Origin of the sequence: Pseudomonas inefficax, assembly GCF_032164165.1 — a bacterium.
GTDB classification, from domain to species: domain Bacteria; phylum Pseudomonadota; class Gammaproteobacteria; order Pseudomonadales; family Pseudomonadaceae; genus Aquipseudomonas; species Aquipseudomonas inefficax.
This window is the reverse complement of record NZ_CP134401.1, coordinates 5,546,040-5,570,601: the sequence shown is the minus strand read 5'-3', so window position 1 is coordinate 5,570,601 and position 24,562 is coordinate 5,546,040. Positions and strand designations below refer to the sequence as shown.

Genomic DNA, 24,562 nt, shown 5'->3' with positions numbered 1-24,562 from the left:
ACCTTTTACCCGCGATAAGGCAAATGGTGTGTTGTGCATGAAATGCAAACAACTGGCAGAAATGTCAGGTGGCCAAGCGGGCGGATGTCATCCCCGCCGCTTGAACGTCTGCGACGGCAACTCACCAAACTGCTGCCGATAGACCTCGGAAAAACGCCCCAGATGAAGGAAGCCGTAGTCCAGGGCCAGTTCCGTCACACTGCGCACGCCACAAGTCGGGTCGCTCAGGCACGCATGCACCCGCTCCAGCTTGCGCTGACGCACGTAATGCTTGGGTGTGGTGCCCAAATGCTGGTCAAACAGCGCATACAACGAACGCAAACTCATACAGGCCTGCTCCGCCAACACCTCAGCCGACAACTCCAGCTTTAGATTGTGCTCGATGTAATCGAGAATTCGCTCAAGGCCTGCTTGAGGGGCGCTCAGGCTTTGGCGACGGACATTGGTACTCATCAGGGTCAGCAATTTGCTGGCTACGATCTGGCTGTAATGGCTCTGTACCCTTGGCAACGAGTCGATTACCTCCGCCTCGTGGCAGACCATGGCCAGCAGGTTGACGAACCCGTCCAGCTCGTCCAGCCGGTAATGGTTGCGCAAGAACCGCACCCCGCCATCGGGTCGGTGCCAGCGCTGTTCATCGCAGATCGAGTCCAGCAACCGGGTCGGCACCTTGAGGATGAATTTCTCGCAGTCTTCCGAGTAGGTCAGGTCAACCGGGTCGTCGGGGTTGATCAGCAACAGCTCGCCTGGCACCAGATGATGCTCGCGCTTGTGCCCGCGCCATAGGCAGTTGCCGTTGAGCAGCACCTGCAGGTGGTAGATGGTTTCCAGTGCCGGCGAGGTAACGCGCACGCTGCCGCCGTAGCTGATGCGGCACAGGTCGAGTTCAGCGAACTTGCGGTGGCTGAGGCTGGCTTGCGGATGAGTGGTGCGGGACAAGCCGATGCAATGCTGGCCTACGTGCTGGTTGACATAATCGGACACAGCATAAGGGTCGGCGTGATGAAACACGCTACTGCGCTCGCTCAGCAGGCGGCTTTCCATAGGCAAGGCACTCGGTATCGTTATTGTTCTGGTTGCCGCTCCCTACGGCCCGGTGGGCTGTGGTTGCGGTCGTCACAGTCATTCTATCGAGCCGGCTGCGGGTCGCGGGGGCAGGCGACAGCCGGTGGATGGGCACACTTAAGCAAAAAGGCGGGGGTTGGGCAATGCGACCTTGGGAATGGATGGGCGGATAGCGGACAGGCAGGACAGGGTCAGTGTTCGTTTATCGAACGGTTGTGCTGGCCTCTTCGCGGGTGAACCCGCTCCCACAGAGATACCACCAGCCTGAAGGGGTAAGGTACCTGTGTGAGCGGGTTTACCCGCGAAGAGGCCAGCCCAATTCACTGCACCGGCAAGAAATTCATCAACAGCAGGCTTTGTGCGTAATTCAAACCAATGCGCCGATAACGCTCATCCAGCAACTCCGCCAGCAAGTCCAGCCGCGCCACGATCTTGCCGAACTCCACGGCAAAACTCAGGTTGCTGCCCTCTTCCGAGATCTCGTTGGAGAACAACAGCAGCACACCATTGGCATCCTGTCGCTGGCTCAACATCCAGGTGGCCTTCTCGATATTGCGCGCCGCGTTGTTGACGAACAGCGGGTCGATGGTATCGGTCATGTAGAACTCGGTACGGCCGCCGTGCGCGGTGATCAGCATGCTGCCGATGGCGTAGATGAAGGCACCGACCCGGTCACCGCGAAACTCGGGGCTCAGGGCGTAGCTCAAGGCTGCAAGATCACGACGGTTGCCCAATTGCGGCAAGGGCTGGCGTTGCTCGATGGCGATACGGATCTGCCGCTCGGCAGTGGCAGCATCCACGTAGCCAGACATCTTCCACTGGTTGGGGTTGCGCAGGTACAGCTTGTTCATCAGCAGGTACAAGCTCTGCAGGTTGTCGCGCATCGACAGCGTGGCCAGGCGGTCGACGCTGGTCTGGAACAGTTCGCTGGGCTTGCCGTTGCCGAACTGGTCGAGCATGTCGCGCCCCTGCTGCTGGGTGCAGGCACACAGGCATGTGAGGGTGCCTGCCAGCAGCAGACGGGAGAGGACATTGGGATTGCTTGCAACCATCGGCACCGGGTCGATATTCGGCGGCCGCACCGAGGATCAGTGTGGCCTGGCCAAGCATAGAGCCCGGAAATCGGAAAAAGTGCGGTGATCGGGGGTTTTGGATACCTGTGCCGGCCTCTTCGCGGGTAAACCCGCTCCCACAAGTTACTAAACAGTTTTCAGCATCTGTGGAGAACCTGTGGGAGCGGGTTTACCCGCGAAGAGGCCGGCACAGGCAACACATGAATCACATGGCGTGCCGCAACATCTCCACCACCAGCGCATGCAGCGCCGGGTCACCACAGGCCACCACACAACCGCCATCCTGCGCACTGCTGCCATCCCAGGCGGTGATCACCCCCCCCGCCCCTTCAATGATCGGCATCAGCGCCTGCACGTCATACGGCTGCAGGCTCGCCTCGACGATCACATCGACAAAGCCCGAAGCCAACATGCAGTAGGCATAGCAATCGCCACCGTAACGCATCAAGCGCGCCTTGCCGGCAACGGCTTCGAACGCGGCCTTGCGCTCGGCAGTATCGAACATGTCCGGCGTGGTGCACATCAGCGTGGCCGAAGCCAGGTCAGTACACGCACGGGTTTTCAGTGGCGTACCGCCGCGCCAGGCGCCTTCCGGGGTGCCGACAAAGCGCTCGCCGGTGAACGGCTGGTTCATCACTCCGACTACCGGGCGCGTGCCGTCATTCAAGGCAATCAATGTGCCCCACAGCGGCAGGCCAGTGATGAAGGCACGTGTGCCGTCGATCGGGTCGAGCACCCAGGTCAGCGGGCTGCTGCCCACTGCAACGCCGGCTTCTTCGCCGAGGATGCCATGCTCGGGATAGCGTGCCTGGATCAGCTCGCGCATGGCGTCCTCTGCGGCCTTGTCGGCCACCGTCACCGGGTCGTACAGCCGCCCCCCCTTGTCCTCGACGTCCAGGCTGGCGCGAAAGTATGGCTTGATCGCCACAGCAGCAGCATCGGCCAGCTGCTCGGCGAAGGCACGGAATTCGCCGATCTGTTCAGCGCTCAGGGACATGGGGCGGGCCTCGTGAAAATGATGGGGCCCGCATCATACCCGACGTCAGGTGCTCATGCAGCCCGGCGCGGTCTAGACTGAACAAGACCAGATCATCGGGGGGCTGCCACACGTGGAGGTGTGAGATGAGCCAGTTCAAGCGTCTGTTCGTCATGCTCGGCCCGCAGATGCGCCACACGCCGGCGCTGCAACGCGCTGCGGCGTTGGCGGAATCCAGCGGTGCCTTGCTGGATATCAACGTGTTCGTCGACGATGTCGACACCTTCGGCTTGATGAGCGATAGCCGCGAGCGTGAGCGATTACTCAGCGACAACCGCCAATGGCTGGCAGATGAAGCCGAACAACTGGCCAACGCCGGCCTGGATGTGTCTACCGAGCTGCTGCTGACCCGCGACCCGCTGGCCAGCGTGCTGGAGCGAGTCGAACAGCTGGGTTGCGACCTGCTGATCAAGGACGTGCAGCATGAACCGGTGCTCAAACGCCTGCTGGTAACGCCACTGGATTGGCAACTGCTCAAGGACAGCCCGGTCGCCGTGCACCTGGTCAGCGATATCCGCCTGCCCCTGCCCCGGCAGATAGCCGCCGCAGTGGACCTGAACAGCCATGGCGCTGGCGAGCATCTGGATGAGCAGGTGATCCACTGCGCCCATGCCCTGGCCCTGCAGTGCAACGCCGAGCTGCACCTACTGCATGTGTGCGATGCGGCCAAGACCCACATAGCCGACTTCGGCGCCGGTACGGTGACCATGCCCGGCTTCGATGTCAGCGTGCGGACCTCGCAGCGGGCGGCGTTCAACCGGCTGGGCGACCATCACCAGATCCCGCTGGAGCGCAGGCACTTCCTCGAAGGGACCGCGATCAAGGCCATTGCTCAGTTCGTCGGCCACAACCGAGTGGATGTGATCGTGATGGGCAGCCACCGGCATGACGCCATGCAGACGTTCCTGGGCGGGACCACGGCGCATGTGCTGGAGCATCCGTTGTGCAATGTGCTGGCGATCAAGGCGGTTCGCTGAGTGCTGGTATACCTGCACCGGCCTCTTCGCGGGTGAACCCGCTCCCACAGGTCCCCCCCTGACCTCAGGCCTGGTGAACCCCCTGTGGGAGCGGGTTTACCCGCGAAGAGGCCAATACGGATTTCACTCTTGGTATCTGGTACACCAGTACCACACAAAAATAATGCTTTTGATAATGATTCGTAGTAGTTTCTCGGCGTTTGCTCACCCTACCCTCAGCGCCCTACTCCAGGATCGTACTGTCGATGCGTCGCACGTTCGTTTCGCTTTGTGTGCTTCATGCTGTCTCCCCACTGGCCTTTGCCGAGCCTGAACCGCTCGGCGAACCCGCCCAGATCGAACTCCAGGCCCTGAACATCACCAGCAGTGCCGACAGCGAGCGTGCCGATGGACCGGTCGAGGGCTACAAGGCCAGCCGCTCGGCCAGCGCCACACGCACCGACACCGCCTTGCACGAAACCCCGCAATCGGTCAGCGTGGTGCCCAAGGATGTACTGCAAGACACTGGCGCCACACGTCTGCAGGACGGCCTGGACTACGCCGGCGGTGTCGGCCGCGCCAACAACTTCGGCGGCCAGGGCCTGACCACCTTCACCGTGCGCGGCTTCACCACCGGCGAGTTCTACCGCAACGGTTTCCCGATCAACCGCGGCTACCCCAACGCCCCCGACGCCAATACCGTCGAGCGCCTGGAAGTGATCCGTGGCCCGGCCAGCAGCCTGTACGGCCGTGGCGACCCCGGCGGCACCTTCAACGTGGTCAGCAAGCAGCCGCTGCCAGAGTCGAAAGTCACCCTGGGCAGCCAGTTCGATGACCAAGGCATGCACCGCGCGACCCTGGACGCCACCGGGCCGCTGAACCAGGACGGCTCGCTGGCCTACCGCCTGAACCTGCTGGGCGAAGGCGGCGAAAGCTTCCGTGACGATGTGGAAAGCGAGCGCTATGACGTGGCGCCGGTGCTCAGCTGGCAGGTCAACGACAGCACCAAGATCGTCTTCGAAGGCGATTTCATGCGCAACAACCACCCGCTGGACCGTGGCCTGACACGCTACCCGACCCAGACCGGCAGCGCCTCGCGTGACACTTACATCTGGGAAAAAGGCAGCGACAACCTGCTGCACAACGACAACAACATGGCGCAGGTGCGCTTCGAGCACCTGCTCAACGACAACTGGACGCTGGGTGGAGGCTTCCAGTACCTCGATGGCTCGCTCAAAGGCAATGCTGTAGAGGCCACCAGTGCCCCCGCAGATGGCCGTACCCTGCAGCGCAACTTCAATTACCGCAAGCTGGAGTGGACCGACCGCGACTGGCAGCTGAACCTCACCGGGCATTTCGATACAGGTGGGTTCAGCCATACCCTGCTGACCGGCGTTGAGTACGAGAATTACCACTACAGTTCGATCATTCGACGTTCCACCGCGCCCTACACGATCGATATCTACAACCCGGTACTAGGCCAGCCGCGGCCGGAGCTGGCAGCGGTACCCACTACCTGGGACAGCGAGAAGCTCGAGACCTGGGCGTATTTCATCCAGGACCAGGTGGCCCTTACCGAGCGCCTGAAGGCGTTGGCCGGTGTGCGCTTCGAACGCTTCGAGCATGATTACGACGACAAGCGGCCCGTAAACCGCGACTTCAGCAAGGGGGAAAACGGCGTCACCCCGCGCTTCGGCCTGATCTACGACCTGACCGACACTGTCGCCGTCTATGCCAATACCGCCCGTTCATTCAAGCCCAACAGCGGCGCCAGCCTGCAAGGTTCGGGCTTCGACCCGGAGAAAGGAAAGTCGTATGAACTGGGGGTGAAATGGGAAGCGCCGGACCGCCAGCTGAGCGTTGACGCGGCGATCTACCACATCGTCAAGGAAAATGTGCTGACACGCGACCCGGCAGACCCCAACTACAATCTTGCCGCTGGCGAAGTACGTAGCCGTGGCCTGGATATCAACATCGCCGGCAACCTGACACCGGAGTGGCGCGTGATCGGTGGTTATGCCTACGTGGACGCTGAAGTGACCAAGGACAACCGCCTGCCCACTGGCACCCGGCTGGCGAACATTCCAAGGAACAGCTTCAGCCTGCTCAACACCTACGAATTCCAGGACGGATTGGCAAAAGGCCTTGGGCTGGGGGTTGGGGTGAAGTACGTCGATGACCGCAATGGCCAGACCGAGGCAGTGACTTACAACATGGACCAGTACACCGTTGTCGACCTGCTGGCCTTTTACAAGGTCAACGACAACATTCGCCTCAATCTCGACCTGAAGAACCTGTTCAACAAGGAATACGACGAGGGAGCATTCAACCTCTACGCCTACCCAGGTGCGCCGCGCACGGTGCAGGCCGGGGTTTCCTATACCTTCTGAATTGCCGGGGCTGCTTTGCAGCCCTTTCGCGACACAAGGCCGCTCCTACAAGGAAACCGCGATTTCCTGTAGGAGCGGCCTTGTGTCGCGATGGGCCGCAAAGCGGCCCCTGGGCCTCAGAACCCCTTGCTATAGAACAGCGAGTACGACTCGATCCCGTCGTTAGGCTGCTTGAGCCCCGCGTTGGAGTAATGCATCGCGCGGATCCCCACCTTCTGCTCCCCCGGCAACTTCAGGCCGAAGCCGATGCGGTCTTCGAAGTTGACCGACGAGCCCAGGCGCTGGTCACCCACATCGGTTTTGGAAAACGCCGCCAGGCCTATGCCGGCCTCGAGGTACGGGGTATAGGTGAAACCGCTGAATTCGTAGGTGAACACCGGGCTGAACGACAGCGAGTGCGCACCACTGGCCTCCCCGCCTTCCCAATAGGTGTACGCCGCATCCCAGTATCCGGTCAGATGGCCGGTACTGCTTTCCAGCCACTTCTTGTCCCAGTCGAACGACAGGCCGATACGGTAGGTCATGTCGCCTTGGCCAGTGGCGCCAACGGCACCGGTCACCTGTGCCGCCTGGGCCAGATTCGTTCCGGCAAAGGCCAGCACTGCAGCAGCCAGCGAGGCTGCTAGACGGGTTTTCATCAATGACTTCTCCTGATGGTCTACACGGCAAGCGGGGGCTCTGGCCCCTCGATCTTATGCGGTGACCGGATGCATCCAGCCCGGTCACACGAAGTAATACTTTTCTGATTATCGTCCAGATAAACAGAAAGTTGAAAGTGTATTGCCACTATCGGCTAATTCCGGACTGCCAGCATCCACCCTTTCAGCCAGCAGGGCTCAGTCGTATTCCGCCTCTTCGTGTTCACCCAGCAGGCGCCTTTGCCTGGGTGTAGCCACCTCCAGCACCTGCGGGTTGAAACGCCAGTTCAGGTACGGCGAAAACTTCTGCGCGACCATGCGCCGGCCATAGTGAACTTGCAGCATGTCGCGCGCGCGTGACTGGGTGCAGTTGGCCCCGCCGCTGTGCCAGACATCGCTGCGAAACACCAGCGCGTCCCCTGCCTTGCACAGCACCGGCTGGGCCTCATGGCCCTGCCAGTGTTGTTCGCCAGCCCGCGGTGGCCGCGCCGCACGATGGCTTCCGGGCACAATCCAGGTCGGTCCGATGTGATGGTCGATATCGCTGAGGTACAACTGCGCAGTCAGAATCTGCGGGGGTTGGGTAAAGTCGCCGCGCTCACTGAGCCAGTCGGGCAACTGCATGGGCAGGTGGTCCAGGTGCAGGGCCATACCGGGATAGCCCGGGTGGCTGCGCCAGGCGGTCTGGCCGATCACATGGCAATCGGCGCCCAATGCCGCTTCGGCCAGGGCAATCAGCGGCGGCAGGTCGAGAAAGGGCAACCACAACGGGTTGCGGTTGAATACGCACTTGTAGTGCTCCAGCAGCCCCTGGTAATCCCAGTGGATCGGCTGCAGGTCATCGATGGCGCAGCGCAGCAAGGCGATACGCAAGGGCTCGAGCACACCGGGGAGCAACACATAGCCCCGCTCGTCCAACATCTCCAGCTGAAGATCCAGGCTCATGGCGATGCGCTCCTTTTCGGCAGGAGTACATCCGTACTCCTGCCCGTTTGCCCATCACCGCCAGTTCAGGTTCACGGTCGTGGGGGTCTTGCCATTCACGGTCACCAATTGCTGCACCGTCTCACCCTGGGCGTTGCCAGTGACTTTGTACTTGCCGGGAGGCAGCTGCACATACAGCAGCGGCCCGGCATCCGTAACGCTGAGCACAGGCTGGCCCTGTGCATTCTGGATGTCGACGGTAGCACCGCTCTGGAACTTGCCTTCCGGGCCGGTGGAGAGTTCCACGTGCAGGTCATAGCCCGGGGTCTTGCGCAGGGCGTTGGCTTCATCCTGGCCGATGCCGCCTTGCAGGTAGCGGACGCCGTTCTGCTCCTGCTGTTGCAGTTGCACGGCCTGCATGTCTATGGGGGCATTGAGGTCGGCGGCGGCCGCCAGGGTCCATGGCAGGGCCAGGGTGATCAGCAGCGCCGCGCCGAGGGCATAGTGATGGTTACGCATGGTACGACCCTCCTTTCGAGGATGGCTTACCTATTATCTGATCCTTCGGGCCTAACGGCGTTCGTGCTGATGCATGGTCGTGTGGATGAAATTCGCTTGATTGACGAAAATAGCTAGCAATAACATCAGCTTGCACGCCACTCTTCGAGCAACTTCACGAACATGCTCAAACTGCGCGATACCGCGCCCCGCCGCCACACCAGCCAGGTTTTCAGGTAACGGAAATCCTCCGACATCGGCCAGGCACTGACGGTGCTGCAACCGGGCATGTTGTCGAGCATGCTGCGCGGCATCATGGCCAGGCCGGCACCAGCGCTGACGCAGGCCAGCATGCCGTGGTACGACTCCATTTCGTGGATCTTGCCCGGCACCGCCTGATCCTGCACGAACCAGTTCTCGAAGTGGTGGCGGTACGAACAGTTGGCGCGAAAGGCATAGATGCTTTCGCCGTTGACGTCCTGGGCGCGGGTTACCGGGGCGTGGTTGAGCGGCGCGATGACCATCATTTCTTCCTCGAACACCGGCATGCCCTCCAGCGTCGGGTGCAGCACCGGCCCGTCGACGAACGCTGCCACCAGGCGCCCGGACAGCACGCCTTCGAGCATGGTCCCGGAAGGCCCGGTGGACAGGTCCAGGTCGACTTTGGGATAGCGCTGGTTGTAGGCCGCCAGCAAGGCCGGAATGCGCACCGCCGCCGTGCTTTCCAGCGACCCCAGGGCGAAGGTGCCCTGCGGGTCTTCACCGGCCACGGTCAGCCGCGCCTCGTGTACCAGGTCGAGGATGCGCCGGGTGTACTCGAGGAAGTTCCAGCCGGCGGGGGAAAGGCGCAGACGGCTCTTTTCGCGGATGAACAACTCCACGCCCAGGTCCTCCTCCAGTTGCTTGATACGCGTGGTCAGGTTCGACGGCACTCGATGGATATGCTGCGCAGCTGCACTGATGCTGCCCTGCTCTGCCACGGCCTTGAAGATCTCGAGTTGCACCAGGTCCACAGCCTTTCTCCAAACGTGAATGTTTCGCTCATTATTATTCAGTTTTCATTAAAGCCATAGCCCACTAGTCTGGCATCACGGTTCAACAACAACGAGAGTGTCCCGCCATGAGCGCGATCAGCAGCCTGACCCACGCCATCTCCCTCGACCCGTACAGCGGCGAGCAGATCGGCGCCTACCCGTTCGACACCGACGCCGCACTGGAAGCGGCGCTGCAACGCGCCAAGGTTGGCTACCGCCAGTGGCGCCAGGTGTCGCTGGGTCAGCGCAGCGAGTACCTGCTTGCCCTGGCCAGCACCCTCGAAACCAAGGCCGAAGCTTTCGCGCAAATGATCAGCCGCGAAATCGGCAAGCCTGTCACCCAGGCCCGGGGTGAAGTCAGCAAGTGCGTCGGCCTGTGCCGCTGGTACGCCGAACACGGCCCGGCCATGCTCGCCCCCGAGCCGACCCAGGTCGAGAAAGCCCGCATCGAGTACCGCCCGCTGGGCCCGATCCTGGCGGTGATGCCATGGAACTTCCCGGTCTGGCAGGTACTGCGCGGCGCCGTGCCGGCGATCCTGGCCGGCAACACCTATGTACTCAAGCACGCGCCGAACGTGATGGGCAGCGCTTACCTGCTGGGCGAACTGTTCAAGGATGCCGGCCTGCCGGAAGGTGTGTTCGAGGTGCTGAACGTGACCCCGGACGGCGTCACCCGCGCCATCAACGACCCGCGCATTGCCGCGGTGACCCTGACCGGTAGCGTGCGTGCCGGCATGGCGATTGGCGCACAAGCTGGCGCCGCGCTGAAGAAGTGCGTGCTGGAGCTGGGCGGTTCCGACCCATTCATCGTGCTGGCCGACGCCGACCTGGATGCCGCCGTGAAGGCTGCCGTGATCGGCCGCTACCAGAACACCGGCCAGGTCTGCGCTGCGGCCAAACGTCTGATCGTCGAAGAAAGCATCGTTGACGAATTCACCCGCAAGTTCGTCGAGGCCACTCGCGAGCTGAAAATCGGCAACCCACTGGAAGACGACACCTACATCGGCCCGATGGCCCGTTACGACCTGCGCGACGAGCTGGATGGCCAGGTCCAGGCGACCCTCGCCGAAGGCGCCACCCTGCTGCTGGGTGGCCACAAGGTCGAAGGCGTGGCCAACTTCTACGCGCCGACCGTGTTCGCCAACGTCACCCCGGACATGACCGCGTTCAAGCAGGAGCTGTTCGGGCCGGTGGCGGCGATCATCAGCGCACGGGATGCGGAGCATGCGGTGGAGCTGGCCAACGACAGCGAATTCGGCCTGGCCTCGACCATCTACACCGCCGACTACGCGCTGGCCGAGCGCATGACCGCGGCGCTGGATACCGGCGGCGTGTTCATCAACGGCTATTGCGCTTCGGACCCACGCGTGGCGTTTGGCGGGGTGAAGAAGAGCGGCTTCGGGCGTGAGCTGTCGCACTTTGGTGTGCGTGAGTTCACCAATGCCCAGACTGTGTGGCTGGACCGTAACTGATTCGATGCTCAGGGGCCGCATTGCGGCCCTGTGGGAGCGGGTTTACCCGCGAATCAGGCGACACGGTGCCCGGCACCGGCTGCGCCGGTGTTCGTGGGTGAACCCGCTCCCACAAGGACTTTGAAGGGCTGAAAAAGCAGCCCGAGCGGCCTCAATCCCGAACCTGGTCCTTGACCCAGTCCAGCATCCCCCCCGGCACGATCAGTTCATGCCGCGCCCGCGAACAGGCGGTATACAACCCCGCCAGCATCCGCGCCCGTTCATTGCGGTTGCCCGCCACCTGCGGCGCTACCATCAGCTCCGGCGACACCATCACCCGGGCGAACTCCATGTTCTTCACATCCCGCACCCGCCCCAGGAACAACTTGGGTGCCTTGTCCCAACGGTAACGGCTCTTGGCCTTGGCAAAGTGCTCCGGCGTGTAGCCCTTGCGCAACATGTTGGCCACCGCGACGAACGCCTTGTCATCACCCTTGTCCTGCTCCAGCGCCTGCCAGCTGGCATAGCGGAACAGCATCGGGTGACGCGGCCGGGTGCCATGACGGTACAACTCGATGCAGTCTTCGACGAACAACTCGAAGTCCTTGCGCGCGCTTTTCAGCAGCACGAACGGCACGCCCTGGTGGGTCAGACGCTGGAACCAGCCAAACAGGCCCCATTCATCGTCGACGATCAGCGCCGTAGGTTGTTCCGGCACCGTCACCGCATCGAAGAAGCTGACCCGGGTGTAATGCTCGGCGCTGCCACTGAAGGCTGCCTGGATCGACGCCGGGTGGGCCTGGATCAGCGGGTTGAGCACGTTGTCCATCGCCGGCCCGGCCCGCAGTGAGTGGTCGATGTAACGCTGGCGGATGAAGCTGCCATGGTGCGCGCTGAGGCCATTGAGGTTCTGCAGCTCGTCACCCAGGGCAATGATCGACTGCGGGCTGCGGTCGAGCACGGCAAGCATCGGTGCCGACAGCTCGTGGGCCTCGTCGACGATGACATGGGTGTAGCGGCTGTCGATCACATGAGCGGTCAGCGACAGCAGTTTGACCCGATGGTAGTCCCGCACTGGCAACTGGATCTCCCGTGCCGACGGGCGAATCAGCTCCTGCCAATACAGGCGCGCCTTCTCCAGCAGCACTTCCTGGTCCAGTGGCGTGGTTCCCGGCCCGGCCCAGGGCAGGTGGTGCAGCTGCAGCTGAGTGTCGGCACTGTGGCAGAACGTGCGTACTGCGCGGATGCACAAGGCAACCACATCACGCGCGGCGAGTGGGCCGATGTCGGGGATGGCCAGCCAACCTACCACCTGCGCATCCTGCGGGCGCCACGACAGCTTGGTGCGATACGGGTCGCGCAAGCGCCAGCCATTGCTGGTGAGGTCGCGGTTGAGCAGCTCGTCGGCCAGCTGGCCAAAGGTCAGCGCGGTGTAGGCTGCAGCGTCCTTGACCCGCGCCTGCAAGGCGCGCAGCTGGCCTTCGGTCAAGGCCAGCAACAGCGTGCGCTGCGGCTCCAGCAGGCGGGCGAACTGGTGAATCAGGAAGGTCTTGCCGGTGCCGGCAAAGCCCTGAACCGCCACCGACTCATCGATGCCACTGAGAAATTCGCGCAGCAGACGGTTCTGTTGGTCGCTGAGCATCAGGTCGCTGGCCAGGGAGGGCAGGAACACCGGGTGCAGCGGGGTTGCTCGCTGGCGGTAGCTGTCGGCGAACTGGAAGTTCCACTGGCCCTCGGCATCCAGCAGCTCGTCGGCCTGGTACGCCACCTCGGTCGACAGCAGTGCGATACCGTTTTCGCCCAGCATGCCCAGGCCCATGGCGAAGGCTTCGCGATCGAAGTGCTGCGCTACCTGGCCCTGGAAGCGCCCCGGTGCAGCGCTTTCGACCTCGTTGCCAATGCGCACTATTTCAGCAAAGCGGCGCTCCTGGGCATCCGCCGAGGCGGTGGCGGGCTGGCGCGGCAGGTTTTGCACGAACAGCACTGCGGCAGCGTCGAGGACGCTGGCTGTGGTGAAGAAATCGGTAGTGGGCTCGCTGGCGAGGCGGTCGGCCTGGTCGCTGGGCAAAGGCAGGTAGAACATCGGCACCTCGGGTGGAATCAGGGCGGCACGATAGCAATTTTCGCGGTGGATTGCTGGGTTGTGTAGTGCCTGGGCCGGCCTCTTCGCGGGTGAACCCGCTCCCACAGGGACCTCACAATAGCTGGCCCTGATGTAGTCCTGTGGGAACGGTGTAGCTTGGTGGTGTAGCTGCCGGCCTCTTCGCGGGCTTGCCCGCTCCCACAGGATTACCTCAGGGCCAGGCATCATGAGGTCCCTGTGGGAGCGGGTTCACCCGCGAAGAGGCCGGCAGCTACACCACCAGATTCAGCCCCTGCCCCGCTTCAAGGTCTCACTAGGAAACTCCTTGAACAACTGCCGATAACTCTCTGAAAACCTTCCCAAATGCCAGAACGACCAGCGCATCGCCACCTCGGCCACGGTCACGCCACCGCCACGCAACAGATCACGCCGCGCACCGTTCAGCCGGCGCAGGCGCAACCAGTGCGCCGGCGGCATCCCGGTAAACGCCTTGAAGGCTTGCTGCAACTGACGCAGGGAAACGCCGGCAACATCCGCCAGTTCCACCAGGTTCAGTGTCTCTTCCGGGCAGTCAGCCGCCCACTCACTCACCCGGCGCATGATCGCCCGTTCCTCGTCACGCCGCTCCAACGCCACGCCCTGCAGGCGCTGGCAGGCGTTGTCGAGGATGAACAGGCAGTCCTCCAGCAGTTGCTCCGCCAGGGCCTGCCCCTGCAGCGGGCAATCGGCTTCGCCCAGGCGGGTCAACGTTGCGCTCAGCCAGCTGCCGAACAGCGCGTTCTGCCCGCTGCCCAGCGGCACCATGAACAACCCCTCCAGGCGCTGCGGGTCAAGCCCATGGCGGGCCAGGAAGGCCTGGTCGAACACAACTGCCACTTCCTGGTAGTTCTCCGGCGTGATCCAGATATTGCGGCTCTGTTCGTTCAGCAGGTACAGGCTGTTCTCGCTGCGGTCGAAGCAGAACGCCAGCGAACCGCTCGGCGCACGGAAAAACTGCTCCACCCGGGTATTCAGCCGCTCCTCGTACACCTCTACCCCGTCCAGCCCCAGGCAACGCAGCTCACCGCTGAAATGCCCGGGCGACATCTGCCGGTACTGCTGCTGCCAGCCAGGGGTGGCACGTACCAGTTCGGTAACGTCGGTGGTGTGGAAAGCCTGGACTTGCAGGGCATTGGCGGTTGTCACGCTCGGTCCTAGTTGCACTCTTTTGGTGCATTCATTGCCGGAGAAAGTGGATAGATCAGCCTTGCGGGCTGCGACCAAGATAGTCTCCAGCGCGTCACCTGGGAAGCGGGACGCCTTCGAAACCATATGACGGTTTGCGCCGGCACGCTCGCTCCCACACTAAAACCCAACCAAGAGGTCTGTATGAACGCCCCCTTCGATCAGCTGTCCACCTGGCTGAAAGAACACCGGATCACCGAAGTCGAATGCGTGATCAGCGACCTGACCGGCATCGCCCGCGGCAAGATCGCACCCACCGCCAAGTTTCTTCACGAGCGAGGCATGCGCCTGCCCGAGAGCGTGCTGCTGCAGACGGTCACCGGCGACTACGTTGACGATGACATCTACTACAACCTGCTCGATGCCGCCGACATCGACATGGTCTGCCGCCCTGACCCGGCCGCCGTGTACCAGATCCCGTGGGCGATCGAGCCGACCGCGATCGTGATCCACGACACCTTCGACAAGCAAGGCAACCCCATCGAGCTGTCGCCGCGCAACGTGCTGAAGAAAGTGCTCAAGCTGTATGCCGACAAAGGCTGGCAGCCGATCGTGGCACCGGAGATGGAGTTTTACCTGACCCAGCGCTGCGAAGACCCGGACTTGCCACTGCAAGTACCGCTGGGGCGTTCCGGCCGTGCCGAAAGCGGCCGCCAGTCGTTCTCGATCGATGCCGCCAACGAGTTCGACCCGCTGTTCGAAGACGTCTACGACTGGTGCGAGATCCAGGGCCTGGACCTGGACACGCTGATCCATGAAGACGGCCCGGCGCAAATGGAGATCAATTTCCGCCATGGCGACGCCCTGGACCTGGCCGACCAGATCACCGTGTTCAAGCGCACCATGCGTGAAGCCGCGCTCAAGCACAACGTGGCCGCCACCTTCATGGCCAAGCCGATCACCGACGAGCCCGGCAGTGCCATGCACCTGCACCAGAGCGTGGTCGACATCGCCACCGGCAAGCCGATCTTCGCCAATGAAGACGGCAGCATGAGCCAGCTGTTCCTGAACCACATCGGCGGGTTGCAGAAGTACATCCCCAAGCTGCTGCCGATGTTCGCGCCCAACGTCAACTCGTTCCGCCGCTTCCTGCCGGACACCTCGGCACCGGTGAACGTCGAGTGGGGTGAAGAGAACCGCACCGCCGGCCTGCGCGTACCCACCTCCAGCCCCGAGGCGATGCGTGTGGAAAACCGCCTGCCGGGCGCCGATGCCAACCCGTACCTGGCAATCGCCGCCAGCCTGCTGTGCGGCTATCTGGGCATGGTCGAGCGCATCGAGCCCAGTGCGCCGGTGCAGGGCCGTGCCTATGAGCGGCGCAACCTGCGCCTGCCGATCACCATCGAGGACGCCCTGCAGCACATGGAAGACTGCGAAACCGTGCAGCAGTACCTGGGCAAGCAGTTCGTCCAAGGTTACGTAGCGGTCAAGCGCGCCGAGCACGAGAACTACAAGCGCGTGATCAGCTCGTGGGAGCGTGAATTCCTGATGCTGAGCGTCTGATCTTTTCGCGGTACCTGTGGGAGCGGGTTTACCCGCGAATGCTGTGGTGCATTCAACGACGTATTCGCGGGTAAACCCGCTCCCACAGGGCACGAGCCCCTGCACCGAACTCGAAGAACAAGACCAACGAGGTGTCCCCATGCGTCATCTGCAAGCCCTGATCCCCGCCGCATTCACCCTGCTGTTCGCCACCACCACCCACGCCACGCCCTCGGTCAGCGTGTACAACTGGACCGACTATATCGGTGACACCACCGTGGCCGACTTCCAGGCCAGCAGCGGGATCAAGGTGGTCTATGACGTATTCGACTCCAACGAAACCCTGGAAGGCAAGCTGCTGGCCGGGCGCACCGGCTATGACGTGGTAGTGCCATCCAACCACTTCCTCGCACGCCAGGCACAGGCAGGTGCCTTTCTGCCCCTGGACCGCAGCAAGCTGCCCAATTGGCAGCACCTGGACCCCAAACTGCTCAAGCAGCTTGAACAGAACGACCCGGGCAACCGGTACGCCGTACCCTATCTGTGGGGCACCAACGGCATCGGCTACAACATCGACAAGGTCAAGGCGGCGCTTGGCGTCGACCATATCGATTCATGGGCGGTGCTGTTCGAGCCCGAGAACCTGAAAAAGCTCAAGCAGTGCGGCGTGGCGTTCATGGACTCGCCCGATGAACTGTTCCCGGCCGTGCTCAACTACCTGGGCATGGACCCGCGCAGCGAAAAACCGGCCGACTACGCCAAGGCCGAAGCCCGCCTGCTCGAACTGCGCCCCTATATCACCTACTTCCACTCCTCCAAGTACGTTTCCGACCTGGCCAATGGCGATGTCTGCGTGGCCTTCGGCTACTCCGGCGACGTGTTCCAGGCCGCCAACCGCGCCGTGGAGGCGAAAAACGGCGTGAAAGTCGCCTACAGCATTCCCAAGGAAGGCAGCAACCTGTGGTTCGACCTGCTGGCCATCCCCAAGGACGCCAACAACCCCGAACAGGCCCTGGCGTTCATCAACTACCTGCTCGACCCCAAGGTAATCGCCAAGGTCAGCGCCACCGTCGGCTATGCCAACGCCAACCCGGATGCACAGGCCTACATGGACACGTCGCTGGTTAACAACCCCGAAATCTACCCACCCCAGGACGTGCTGGACAAGCTGTACATCTCCAGCACGCCGAGCCCTAAGATCATGCGCGTCATGACCCGCTCCTGGAGCAAGATCAAGTCCAACCGCTGAGTCGAGAACGCCCATGTCTTTCACTACCCAACACACCGCTTCGTACTATGCCGCCACGGCACGCGATGCGACGCCCTACCCCAGCCTGGACGGCGAACTGACCGCCGATGTATGCGTTGTCGGCGGCGGGCTGACCGGGGTCAATACCGCCCTGGAACTGGCCGAGCGCGGGCTTTCGGTGGTGCTGCTGGAAGGCCGCCGCATCGGCTGGGGCGCCAGCGGCCGCAACGGCGGCCAGCTGATTCGCGGTATAGGCCATGACGTCAGCGGCTTTGCCCGGCATGTCGGCCAGGACGGCGTGCACTACCTGAAACAGGCCGGCATCGAATCGGTAGCGCTGGTAGCCAGCCGCATCGCCCGGTACGGCATTGCCTGCGATCTGCGCTGGGGCTTCTGCGAACTGGCCAACACCCCTGCGCAGTTCGCTGCCTTCAAGGACGAACAGGACGACCTGGCTGCGCTCGGTTATCGCCCCGAAACCCGTCTGGTGAGTGCCGGCCAGCTGCATGAAATCGTCGCCAGCGACCAATACGCCGGCGGCCTGGTGGACATGGGCTCGGGCCATCTGCACCCGCTTGACCTGGTCCAGGGCGAAGCCCGCGCCGCCCACGGCCTGGGCGTGCGCATCTTCGAGCAGAGCCCGGTGCTGCGCATCGAGCACGGCCCCCGTGTGACCCTGCACACAGCCCGTGGCACGGTGCGGGCAGACAGCCTGGTGTTGGGCTGCAACGCCCACCTCGATGAACTGGAACCACGCCTGAGCGGCAAGGTGCTGCCGGCCGGCAGCTATGTGGTGGCCACCGAGCCATTGCCCGAAGCATTGGCCAGCAGCCTGATCCCGCAGAACATGGCCCTGTGCGACCAGAAGGTCGGCCTGGACTACTACCGCCTCACGGCAGACCGGCGCCTGCTGTTCGGCGGCGCCTGCCACTATTCCGGCCGCGACCCCAAGGACATTGCCGCCTACATGCGGCCCAAGGTATTGAAGGTGTTCCCGCAACTGGCCAACGTACGTATCGACTACCAGTGGGGCGGCATGATCGGCATCACCGCCAACCGCTTCCCTCAGGTCGGGCGCCTCAGCCAGCACCCCAATGTGTACTATGCCCAGGGCTATTCCGGGCATGGGCTGAACGTGACGCACTGGACGGCGAAACTGCTGGCCGAAAGCATTGCGCTCGGCCACAGCCAGGGGCTGGACGTGTTCAGCGCCGTGCCACACCTGACCTTCCCCGGCGGCAAGGCACTGCGCTCGCCACTGCTGGCGCTGGGGATGTTGTGGTATCGATTGCGGGAGGTGCTGGGGTGAGGTGTCAGCGATCTTGCCTGCGAATCGGAAGTTAAACGAGATTTTTCAAAAATCACCGTAATCCACTGTTTTAAAAAGATTTTCAAACCAAACACAGCACTTAAAGAAGAACCTGCAACCCTTTGTTTTTAATGAGATTCAGCAACTTCAAAGCCGGTCCAGACGGGCGCGTCTCGCCCTGCTCCCATTTGCGCACTGTCGATGCGCTCGTGTGCAAATGCATCGCAAAGACCGGCTGGCTGAAGTTGAGTGTTTCGCGCAGACAGCGTATGTCCAGCGCGCTGAAATCCCGGACCGGTGCAGGGCACAACGCTTCGTAATCCCGAAGCGTAACCTTGCCGATCGATCCGGCCTCATGCAGGGCAACAAGGTCCTCGCGTAACGATTCAATCAGTTTGCTGCTCACAACATACCTCCATCAGCACACCCGCTTGCAACGCTCGGCAGAGCGCTAGCGGTGGTAAATCCAGAAAGACTTTGCCCGCGAATCGCAGCGCTTTCTGTTCTTCCAAAGTGATATTTGCCTTGTCACTTTTGGCAAAGCCGTGCAAGAAAACACATCGATTGCCGATGCGGGCGGATAGAAGGGTTCGATAACCGCCGCGCTTGCCTGCACCAGGCGCTGCCACGCGTTTTTTGAACAATTCACCACCCAGACTCGCATCCACCAGTCCCCTGCACATCTCGTCCACTGCTTTACACAGCATTTCATCGCTGAGCCTGTGAGCGGCTTGCCAACGCGCGAAATCCTTGCGCTTGAGAATTTCCATCACCGGACCCCAACCATACCCTTAACGGGCATAGTTTTCCAAGGGCGGTAGTAATTGAAAAGCCAGCGAGGTCCCAAGACACTGTAGGAATTTGCGCGCCTGGGAATATTACCGCAGCCAATTCCCACTACAGATTGAACCAGCCCACTGGCCAACTGTCGCGCACCTGCTAGCGTTGTTCTGGCCGACCTATCATGGATGCATCTTCATCATGAAATCATTGCCCCGCATTACCCTGCTGTGCGCCGCATTGCTTACCGTGGCCGCCTGTTCCAGCAACCGCGTGGACCCAAAGGACTACTCCGGCTTCCTCAAGGATTACAGCCGGCTGCAAGAAACCAAGAGCCCGTCGGGTGACCCGGTGATGCGCTGGATCGACCCCAAGGTCAACGTCAACCAGTACAGCCAGGTGTTCATCGAGCCCAGCCAGTTCTACCCCAAGCCGCAGCCGACGGAGGTCATCTCGACGCAGACGCTGCAGGACATCACCCGCTACTTCAACGAAGCGCTACGCCGGGAAATGGGCAGCGTGGCACCGCTGGCCAAAGGCCCCGGCCCGGGCGTGATCGTGGTGCGCCCGGCCATTACCGCGGTGTCCACCAGCAACGAGGGCCTCAAGCCCTATGAGGTAATCCCGATCGCGTTGATTTCGGCCGGTGTGAACACTGCCATGGGCGGCCGTGACCAGGAGGTGGATGTCGGTGTGGAGGCTGCGTTCCTCGATGGTGCCAGCCAGAAGGTGCTGGCCCAGGTGGTGCGCAAGGGCACGGGGCAGGAACTGGAAAACAAGACCACCAAACTGACTCTGAATGACGTCAAGCCGGTGCTGGACGGCTGGGCCAAGGACATGCGTGCGAGTTTCCTGGAAGCGAAGCAGAAAGCCCGCTGAAGCCTCACTGGCCCATGTAGGAGCGGCCTTGTGTCGCGATGGGGCGCGCAGCGGCCCCCGATCCACTTATTCAAGATGAAAAATCGCTGGGGCTGCTTCGCAGCCCTTTCGCGACACAAGGCCGCTCCTACAGTTGACCGCGTCAACATTCGACGAAGGCAACGGCCAGGCCGCCGCGCGAGGTCTCCTTGTAGTTGGCATGCATGTCCGCCCCGGTATCACGCATGGTGCGGATCACCCGGTCGAGCGAGATGAAGTGCTCGCCATCCCCCCGCAACGCCATCTGCACGGCGTTGATCGCTTTCACCGCAGCAATCGCGTTGCGCTCGATGCATGGCACCTGCACCAGGCCACCAACCGGGTCGCAGGTCAGCCCAAGGTTATGTTCCAAGGCGATCTCGGCGGCATTTTCCAGCTGCGGCGGCGTGGCGCCCAGCACCTGGGACAGGCCGGCGGCGGCCATCGAACAGGCCGAGCCCACCTCGCCCTGGCAACCAACCTCGGCCCCGGAAATCGACGCGTTCTTCTTGCACAGTATGCCGACCGCCGCTGCCGCCAGCAGGAAGTCCACCACATCCGCGTCGCACGCGCCCGGGTTGAACTTCATGTAGTAATGCAGCACAGCCGGGATGATGCCAGCCGCACCATTGGTAGGCGCCGTGACCATGCGCCCGCCGGCGGCGTTCTCTTCATTCACCGCCAGGGCGAACAGGTTGACCCACTCCATGGCACTGAGGGTGGAACCGATCACGTTGGGTTTGCCCAGTTCCTGCAGGCTGCGATGCAGCCGCGCCGCACGGCGCTTGACGTGCAACCCGCCCGGCAGGATGCCTTCGTTGCGCAGGCCATTGTCGACGCACTCACGCATGGCGCCCCAGATTCGCAGCAGCCCCTCGCGTACCTCGGCCTCCGGGCGCCAGGCACATTCGTTGGCCATCATCAGTTGCGCCACGCTCAGGCCATGGTCCTTGCACAAGGCCAGCAACTGCGCAGCGCTATCGAACTCGTATGGCAGCACCACCGCGTTCGCTTCGACTGCTGGCGCATCGATCTCGGCTTGCTCGACGATAAAGCCACCGCCTACCGAATAGTAGGTTTGGCGCAACAGGCTGCCCTGCCCGTCCATGGCTTCCAGGCTCATGGCATTGGGGTGGTACGGCAGATTCTCGTCGAGCAGCAGCATGTCGCGGCTGTACTCGAACGCCAGCGGGTGGCTGCCATCGAGCATCAGGCAGTGCTCCTGCGTCACCTGGCCGATGCGCGACTCGATGGTGGCCGGGTCGATTCGGTCCGGCCATTGCCCCATCAGGCCGAGCAGGCAGGCACGATCGGTGGCGTGGCCAACCCCGGTGGCCGACAGCGACCCATACAGCCGCACCTCGACACGGCTTACCCTGGCCAACAGCCCCTGCTCACGCAGGGCCTGGGCAAAGGTAGCCGCCGCCCGCATCGGGCCGACGGTGTGGGAACTGGACGGCCCGATGCCGATTTTGAAAAGGTCGAAAACACTGATAGCCATGCTAATGCCTGACCGTACCCGGGTATGAAGCCGCAGCACGGTTATCTGGAGAAATTGAGCGGTATTGCGATTTTGCGCGATACTGCCGCGCTGACTCATGGATGACCAACGAAACTTCCTAAGCAAGGCTTTAGTGGTACTAAACGATGCGACGACAACTCAACGGCCAGACGTTCGTCTGGCTACACGTGTTTGCCTGTGCGGCCCGGCACTTGTCCTTCACCCGCTGTGCCGAAGAGCTGCACATCACCCCGGGCGCCGTCAGCCAACAGATGCGCCAGCTGGAGGAACGCCTGGGCTACCGGCTGTTCCTGCGCCGGGCGCGGGGTGTGGAACTGAGCGCCGAAGGGCAACGCCTGGCGCAGACGGTGACCGAAGCCTACGGCAGCATCGAAGCCGAACTGCTGCGCCTGGACGCGGGTGAAATCCGTGGCACCTTGCGCCTGCGCTCGATCCCGTCGTTCCTGGCCAAGTGGCTCACGCCGCGCCTGCCGCGCTTTCAACAACGCTACCCGGACATCGAGCTGCGCCTGGTGGCCGAAGACAGTGCCCAGGCGTTGACCCCTGGCGATTTCGACCTGGCCATCGACCTGAACGATGGCAGCTACCCCGGCATGCTTTCGACGCCGCTGCTGGACGAGCAGATCTTCCCCGTATGCTCCCCAACCTTGCTGCGCGGGCGCCCGCCGCTGCACGGGCCGGCAGACCTTGCGCACTACCCGCTGCTGCACGACATCACGGCCTGGCGTGGCAGTTCGGAATATGCCGAATGGGAGTTCTACCTGGAAGGCATCGGCGCCGCCGGCCTGGATGTGCGGCGTGGGCATACCTTCAATCGCAACCACCTGACCATCGAGGCGGCGATTGCCGGCATTGGCGTGGCGATTGCCCGGCGCACGCTGCTCAACGACGAGCTTGAGCGCGGCGCACTGATCGTGCCATTCGGGGTGCCTATCGCCAATCACAAGCGTTATGTGGTGCATTACCCGCCGGGCGGGCTGAGCCAGCCGGGGGCGCGGGCGGTGCACGACTGGCTGGTGGAGGAAGCACGGGGGTTCAGGGAGTTGCACCCGTTGAACAAGGTATAGATCAGTGAATGCCTTGAGCCTTGTGGGGGGGGCAAAGATCGAGCGCCGCCCGCGCGGCGCTTCGCGGGGCAAGCCCGCTCCCACATTTGTTGCAACGTGCCAAATCTGTCAGGCCATGGTTGCCAGCCTTGTTGCCTTGACTCAATTTCTCGGCTGGCGCTGCTGCGCCCAACCTACCTCAAGCCATGCACCAAGGCGGGCAACACCTCTCCCACAGGCATGGCCACGTTGCAACAAATGTGGGAGCGGGCTTGCCCCGCGAAGCGCCGCGCGGGCGGCGCTCGATCGCATAGGCAATACAATTGTCACGGCAAGCGCCTCGCAGCACTGGATTCAATAAGCCTGCTTGCCAGTAAACGCATTCAACGTACGCACCAGAATCACGAAATCCAGCCACAGCGACCAGTTGTTGATGTACTCGATGTCCGAGTCCACCCGCTGGATCATCTGCTCGATATCCCTGGTCTCGCCCCTGAACCCCCGCACCTGTGCCAGGCCGGTCATGCCAGGCTTGATATTGTGGCGGGCAAAGTAATCGACGATGTCCTGGGAATACAACGTGTCATGCTGCAACGCATGCGGCCGCGGCCCGACCAGGGACATTTCCCCGGTCAGCACATTGAACAATTGCGGCAGTTCGTCCAGGCTGGTGCGGCGGATAAAGGCGCCGACTCGTGTCAACCGCGGGTCATTCCTCTGCGCCTGCTTTACCACGCCCTCCTCCGGCTGATGGATATGCATGCTCCTGAACTTCCAGATGCGGAACGCTTCCCCGGTCCAGCCGGTGCGTTCCTGGCGGAAGAACACCGGGCCGCGGCTATCGAGCTTGATGGCCAGCGCAACGGCCAGCAACACCGGCGATGCCAGCAGCAGGATCAGCGCCGCCAACACCCTGTCCTCGAGGTTCTTCAGGAACAGGCTCATGCCCGTCAGCGGTGTTTCCGACAAGGTCAGCACAGGGATGCCGGCAATTTCCCGCACGCTGTGGTTGATCAGGCGCAACGAGAAGATATCCGGCACCCAGTTCACCGCAATGCACTTGTCGAGCAACTTGAAATACACATCATTGATGACCTCGGAACCGCCCAGCGGGGTCACCAGGTACACCGTGCGGATGCCGTGGCGGGCCACGATATCGTCGAGCGCGGCAATGTGACCGAGCACCGGCATGCGCTGCTTGCCTTCGGCGCTCTCGCGCCCCGGCTCATCGGCATTGTCGACCAGCACGCAACCCAGCACACGCTCGCCGAACCAGGGATTGTTGCTGATTTTCTGGTACAGGAAGTTGGCCAGGTCACCGGCGCCGATGATCAGGGCGTTGTCCAGGCGGGCATGCGCGGTAAAGCGCTTTTGCAATTCACGCACGGCAAAGTGCAGGAACAACTGGGCGATGTAGCCGATGATGAACAACTGCACGACCAGCAGACGCGAATAGGTTTCGCTCTGTTTGGCCAGGAAGGCCATGACCACCAGGAAGCAGAAGGTTGCCGACCAGGCCTTGAACAGCCGAAAAGCCTTGATGGAAAGCCCTACGTTGGTACGGTAGATCGCATAATGATCGTAGATGACTGCCAGTGCGCCAACCAGCAACAGCAGCATGATCACGTAATCGGAAGTGATGTAGCCAAACTGGTCGTAGATCAGATACCAGGCAATACCGGTGACTGCAATTCCATCGAGGCCGGCCTGAATGGCGTTACTTACGCTGCTTCTTCTCTGCAGCACGGAACGACTGCTTCTGGGCTCTAAGACCATTTCAGACCTCATCAATGTGCGCGCAGCAAGTGCCTTCCAGCAACCAGCAAGACTTGACAACGGCTCATGCAAAGCCCGTGAAGCGGAATCGTGCAACCCCAGGCCATTGATCTCACTGTAGCAGCCACC

21 protein-coding genes are annotated in these 24,562 nt (G+C 62.4%); 8 read left to right on the top strand and 13 right to left on the bottom strand.

Annotation, left to right across the window (positions count from 1 at the left end; genetic code table 11):
* Positions 1-87 precede the first annotated feature (87 nt).
* The 3 genes from benR to hisN all read right to left on the bottom strand — a co-directional run bounded on the left by benR (position 88) and on the right by hisN (position 3,135).
* The gene (gene benR, locus RIN61_RS25020) at positions 88-1,044 is read right to left on the bottom strand and encodes a benABC operon transcriptional activator BenR (RefSeq protein WP_112253984.1); all 957 of its coding nucleotides are present in this window, start codon (positions 1,042-1,044) and stop codon (positions 88-90) included.
* Positions 1,045-1,385: 341 nt separating this feature from the next.
* Positions 1,386-2,117, bottom strand: a complete 732-nt coding sequence (locus tag RIN61_RS25015; RefSeq protein ID WP_313854803.1) for a hypothetical protein — start codon at positions 2,115-2,117, stop codon at positions 1,386-1,388.
* Between the two features lie 226 nt (positions 2,118-2,343).
* A complete protein-coding gene (hisN, locus tag RIN61_RS25010) occupies positions 2,344-3,135 on the bottom strand; it encodes a histidinol-phosphatase (RefSeq protein ID WP_313854801.1) in 792 nt (263 codons plus the stop codon).
* Between the two features lie 125 nt (positions 3,136-3,260).
* On the opposite strand from hisN, the gene RIN61_RS25005 reads away from it, so the two are divergent.
* Both RIN61_RS25005 and RIN61_RS25000 read left to right on the top strand, forming a co-directional pair.
* Positions 3,261-4,151 carry a universal stress protein gene (locus RIN61_RS25005; protein ID WP_112253981.1) on the top strand — a complete coding sequence of 297 codons (891 nt, stop codon included), beginning with the start codon at positions 3,261-3,263 and terminating at the stop codon, positions 4,149-4,151.
* Positions 4,152-4,396: 245 nt separating this feature from the next.
* Complete coding sequence (locus tag RIN61_RS25000; protein ID WP_207878962.1) at positions 4,397-6,520, top strand: TonB-dependent siderophore receptor; 2,124 nt, start codon at positions 4,397-4,399, stop codon at positions 6,518-6,520.
* Positions 6,521-6,636: 116 nt separating this feature from the next.
* On the opposite strand, the gene RIN61_RS24995 is transcribed toward RIN61_RS25000, so the two are convergent.
* The 4 genes from RIN61_RS24995 to ptrR form a co-directional block, all read right to left on the bottom strand.
* Positions 6,637-7,158 (bottom strand): acyloxyacyl hydrolase, encoded by a 522-nt coding sequence (locus RIN61_RS24995; protein ID WP_112253979.1) that lies wholly within the window; start codon positions 7,156-7,158, stop codon positions 6,637-6,639.
* A gap of 198 nt (positions 7,159-7,356) precedes the next feature.
* On the bottom strand, positions 7,357-8,103 hold the full coding sequence (locus RIN61_RS24990) for a phytanoyl-CoA dioxygenase family protein (RefSeq protein ID WP_313854798.1): 747 nt from the start codon (positions 8,101-8,103) through the stop codon (positions 7,357-7,359).
* 54 nt (positions 8,104-8,157) lie between these two features.
* A complete protein-coding gene (locus tag RIN61_RS24985; RefSeq protein ID WP_112253977.1) occupies positions 8,158-8,601 on the bottom strand; it encodes a carboxypeptidase regulatory-like domain-containing protein in 444 nt (147 codons plus the stop codon).
* 125 nt (positions 8,602-8,726) lie between these two features.
* Positions 8,727-9,593: a putrescine utilization regulator PtrR gene (ptrR, locus tag RIN61_RS24980; protein WP_112253976.1), complete on the bottom strand. Its 867-nt coding sequence runs from the start codon at positions 9,591-9,593 to the stop codon at positions 8,727-8,729.
* 107 nt (positions 9,594-9,700) lie between these two features.
* Between ptrR and RIN61_RS24975 the strand changes: the two genes are divergently transcribed.
* Positions 9,701-11,086 (top strand): aldehyde dehydrogenase family protein, encoded by a 1,386-nt coding sequence (locus RIN61_RS24975; protein ID WP_112253975.1) that lies wholly within the window; start codon positions 9,701-9,703, stop codon positions 11,084-11,086.
* A 151-nt stretch (positions 11,087-11,237) separates the two neighbouring features.
* Here RIN61_RS24975 and RIN61_RS24970 read toward each other — a convergent pair whose 3' ends face one another.
* Positions 11,238-13,148 (bottom strand): DEAD/DEAH box helicase, encoded by a 1,911-nt coding sequence (locus RIN61_RS24970; RefSeq protein ID WP_313854794.1) that lies wholly within the window; start codon positions 13,146-13,148, stop codon positions 11,238-11,240.
* 285 nt (positions 13,149-13,433) lie between these two features.
* Positions 13,434-14,333: a helix-turn-helix domain-containing protein gene (locus RIN61_RS24965; protein WP_313854791.1), complete on the bottom strand. Its 900-nt coding sequence runs from the start codon at positions 14,331-14,333 to the stop codon at positions 13,434-13,436.
* 183 nt (positions 14,334-14,516) lie between these two features.
* Between RIN61_RS24965 and RIN61_RS24960 the strand changes: the two genes are divergently transcribed.
* The 3 genes from RIN61_RS24960 (at position 14,517) to RIN61_RS24950 (ending at position 18,412) form a co-directional block, all read left to right on the top strand.
* On the top strand, positions 14,517-15,875 hold the full coding sequence (locus RIN61_RS24960) for a glutamine synthetase family protein (protein WP_112253972.1): 1,359 nt from the start codon (positions 14,517-14,519) through the stop codon (positions 15,873-15,875).
* Positions 15,876-16,014: 139 nt separating this feature from the next.
* Positions 16,015-17,103 carry a polyamine ABC transporter substrate-binding protein gene (locus tag RIN61_RS24955; protein WP_112253971.1) on the top strand — a complete coding sequence of 363 codons (1,089 nt, stop codon included), beginning with the start codon at positions 16,015-16,017 and terminating at the stop codon, positions 17,101-17,103.
* Between the two features lie 13 nt (positions 17,104-17,116).
* Positions 17,117-18,412, top strand: coding sequence for an NAD(P)/FAD-dependent oxidoreductase (locus RIN61_RS24950; protein ID WP_112253970.1), 1,296 nt, complete (start codon positions 17,117-17,119; stop codon positions 18,410-18,412).
* A 100-nt stretch (positions 18,413-18,512) separates the two neighbouring features.
* Here the strand turns inward: RIN61_RS24950 and RIN61_RS24945 are convergent, their stop codons facing one another.
* Both RIN61_RS24945 and RIN61_RS24940 read right to left on the bottom strand, forming a co-directional pair.
* On the bottom strand, positions 18,513-18,818 hold the full coding sequence (locus RIN61_RS24945) for a helix-turn-helix domain-containing protein (protein ID WP_215520901.1): 306 nt from the start codon (positions 18,816-18,818) through the stop codon (positions 18,513-18,515).
* Positions 18,799-19,182, bottom strand: coding sequence for a type II toxin-antitoxin system RelE/ParE family toxin (locus RIN61_RS24940; protein ID WP_449301168.1), 384 nt, complete (start codon positions 19,180-19,182; stop codon positions 18,799-18,801). Before RIN61_RS24940 ends, RIN61_RS24945 begins: the two co-directional genes overlap by 20 nt.
* A gap of 211 nt (positions 19,183-19,393) precedes the next feature.
* On the opposite strand from RIN61_RS24940, the gene RIN61_RS24935 reads away from it, so the two are divergent.
* The gene (locus RIN61_RS24935) at positions 19,394-20,071 is read left to right on the top strand and encodes a DUF3313 domain-containing protein (protein ID WP_112253969.1); all 678 of its coding nucleotides are present in this window, start codon (positions 19,394-19,396) and stop codon (positions 20,069-20,071) included.
* A gap of 142 nt (positions 20,072-20,213) precedes the next feature.
* Here the strand turns inward: RIN61_RS24935 and RIN61_RS24930 are convergent, their stop codons facing one another.
* Complete coding sequence (locus tag RIN61_RS24930) at positions 20,214-21,590, bottom strand: L-serine ammonia-lyase (protein ID WP_313854786.1); 1,377 nt, start codon at positions 21,588-21,590, stop codon at positions 20,214-20,216.
* A 146-nt stretch (positions 21,591-21,736) separates the two neighbouring features.
* Here RIN61_RS24930 and RIN61_RS24925 point away from each other — a divergent pair, with 146 nt between their 5' ends.
* The gene (locus tag RIN61_RS24925; protein ID WP_207878077.1) at positions 21,737-22,678 is read left to right on the top strand and encodes a LysR substrate-binding domain-containing protein; all 942 of its coding nucleotides are present in this window, start codon (positions 21,737-21,739) and stop codon (positions 22,676-22,678) included.
* A gap of 333 nt (positions 22,679-23,011) precedes the next feature.
* On the opposite strand, the gene RIN61_RS24920 is transcribed toward RIN61_RS24925, so the two are convergent.
* Positions 23,012-24,433: an undecaprenyl-phosphate glucose phosphotransferase gene (locus RIN61_RS24920; protein ID WP_112253966.1), complete on the bottom strand. Its 1,422-nt coding sequence runs from the start codon at positions 24,431-24,433 to the stop codon at positions 23,012-23,014.
* Positions 24,434-24,562 lie beyond the last annotated feature (129 nt).

Coding starts and splice junctions, on each gene's coding strand:
- RIN61_RS25015 (WP_313854803.1), bottom strand. CDS start 2,117: ATGGTTGCAAGCAATCCCAATGTCCTCTCCCGTCTGCTGCTGGCAGGC.
- RIN61_RS24955 (WP_112253971.1), top strand. CDS start 16,015: ATGCGTCATCTGCAAGCCCTGATCCCCGCCGCATTCACCCTGCTGTTC.
- RIN61_RS25000 (WP_207878962.1), top strand. CDS start 4,397: ATGCGTCGCACGTTCGTTTCGCTTTGTGTGCTTCATGCTGTCTCCCCA.
- hisN (WP_313854801.1), bottom strand. CDS start 3,135: ATGTCCCTGAGCGCTGAACAGATCGGCGAATTCCGTGCCTTCGCCGAG.
- RIN61_RS24990 (WP_313854798.1), bottom strand. CDS start 8,103: ATGAGCCTGGATCTTCAGCTGGAGATGTTGGACGAGCGGGGCTATGTG.
- RIN61_RS24920 (WP_112253966.1), bottom strand. CDS start 24,433: ATGGTCTTAGAGCCCAGAAGCAGTCGTTCCGTGCTGCAGAGAAGAAGC.
- RIN61_RS24950 (WP_112253970.1), top strand. CDS start 17,117: ATGTCTTTCACTACCCAACACACCGCTTCGTACTATGCCGCCACGGCA.
- RIN61_RS24985 (WP_112253977.1), bottom strand. CDS start 8,601: ATGCGTAACCATCACTATGCCCTCGGCGCGGCGCTGCTGATCACCCTG.
- RIN61_RS24930 (WP_313854786.1), bottom strand. CDS start 21,590: ATGGCTATCAGTGTTTTCGACCTTTTCAAAATCGGCATCGGGCCGTCC.
- RIN61_RS24960 (WP_112253972.1), top strand. CDS start 14,517: ATGAACGCCCCCTTCGATCAGCTGTCCACCTGGCTGAAAGAACACCGG.
- RIN61_RS24935 (WP_112253969.1), top strand. CDS start 19,394: ATGAAATCATTGCCCCGCATTACCCTGCTGTGCGCCGCATTGCTTACC.
- RIN61_RS24925 (WP_207878077.1), top strand. CDS start 21,737: ATGCGACGACAACTCAACGGCCAGACGTTCGTCTGGCTACACGTGTTT.
- RIN61_RS24975 (WP_112253975.1), top strand. CDS start 9,701: ATGAGCGCGATCAGCAGCCTGACCCACGCCATCTCCCTCGACCCGTAC.
- RIN61_RS24940 (WP_449301168.1), bottom strand. CDS start 19,182: ATGGAAATTCTCAAGCGCAAGGATTTCGCGCGTTGGCAAGCCGCTCAC.
- RIN61_RS25005 (WP_112253981.1), top strand. CDS start 3,261: ATGAGCCAGTTCAAGCGTCTGTTCGTCATGCTCGGCCCGCAGATGCGC.
- benR (WP_112253984.1), bottom strand. CDS start 1,044: ATGGAAAGCCGCCTGCTGAGCGAGCGCAGTAGCGTGTTTCATCACGCC.
- RIN61_RS24970 (WP_313854794.1), bottom strand. CDS start 13,148: ATGTTCTACCTGCCTTTGCCCAGCGACCAGGCCGACCGCCTCGCCAGC.
- RIN61_RS24995 (WP_112253979.1), bottom strand. CDS start 7,158: ATGAAAACCCGTCTAGCAGCCTCGCTGGCTGCTGCAGTGCTGGCCTTT.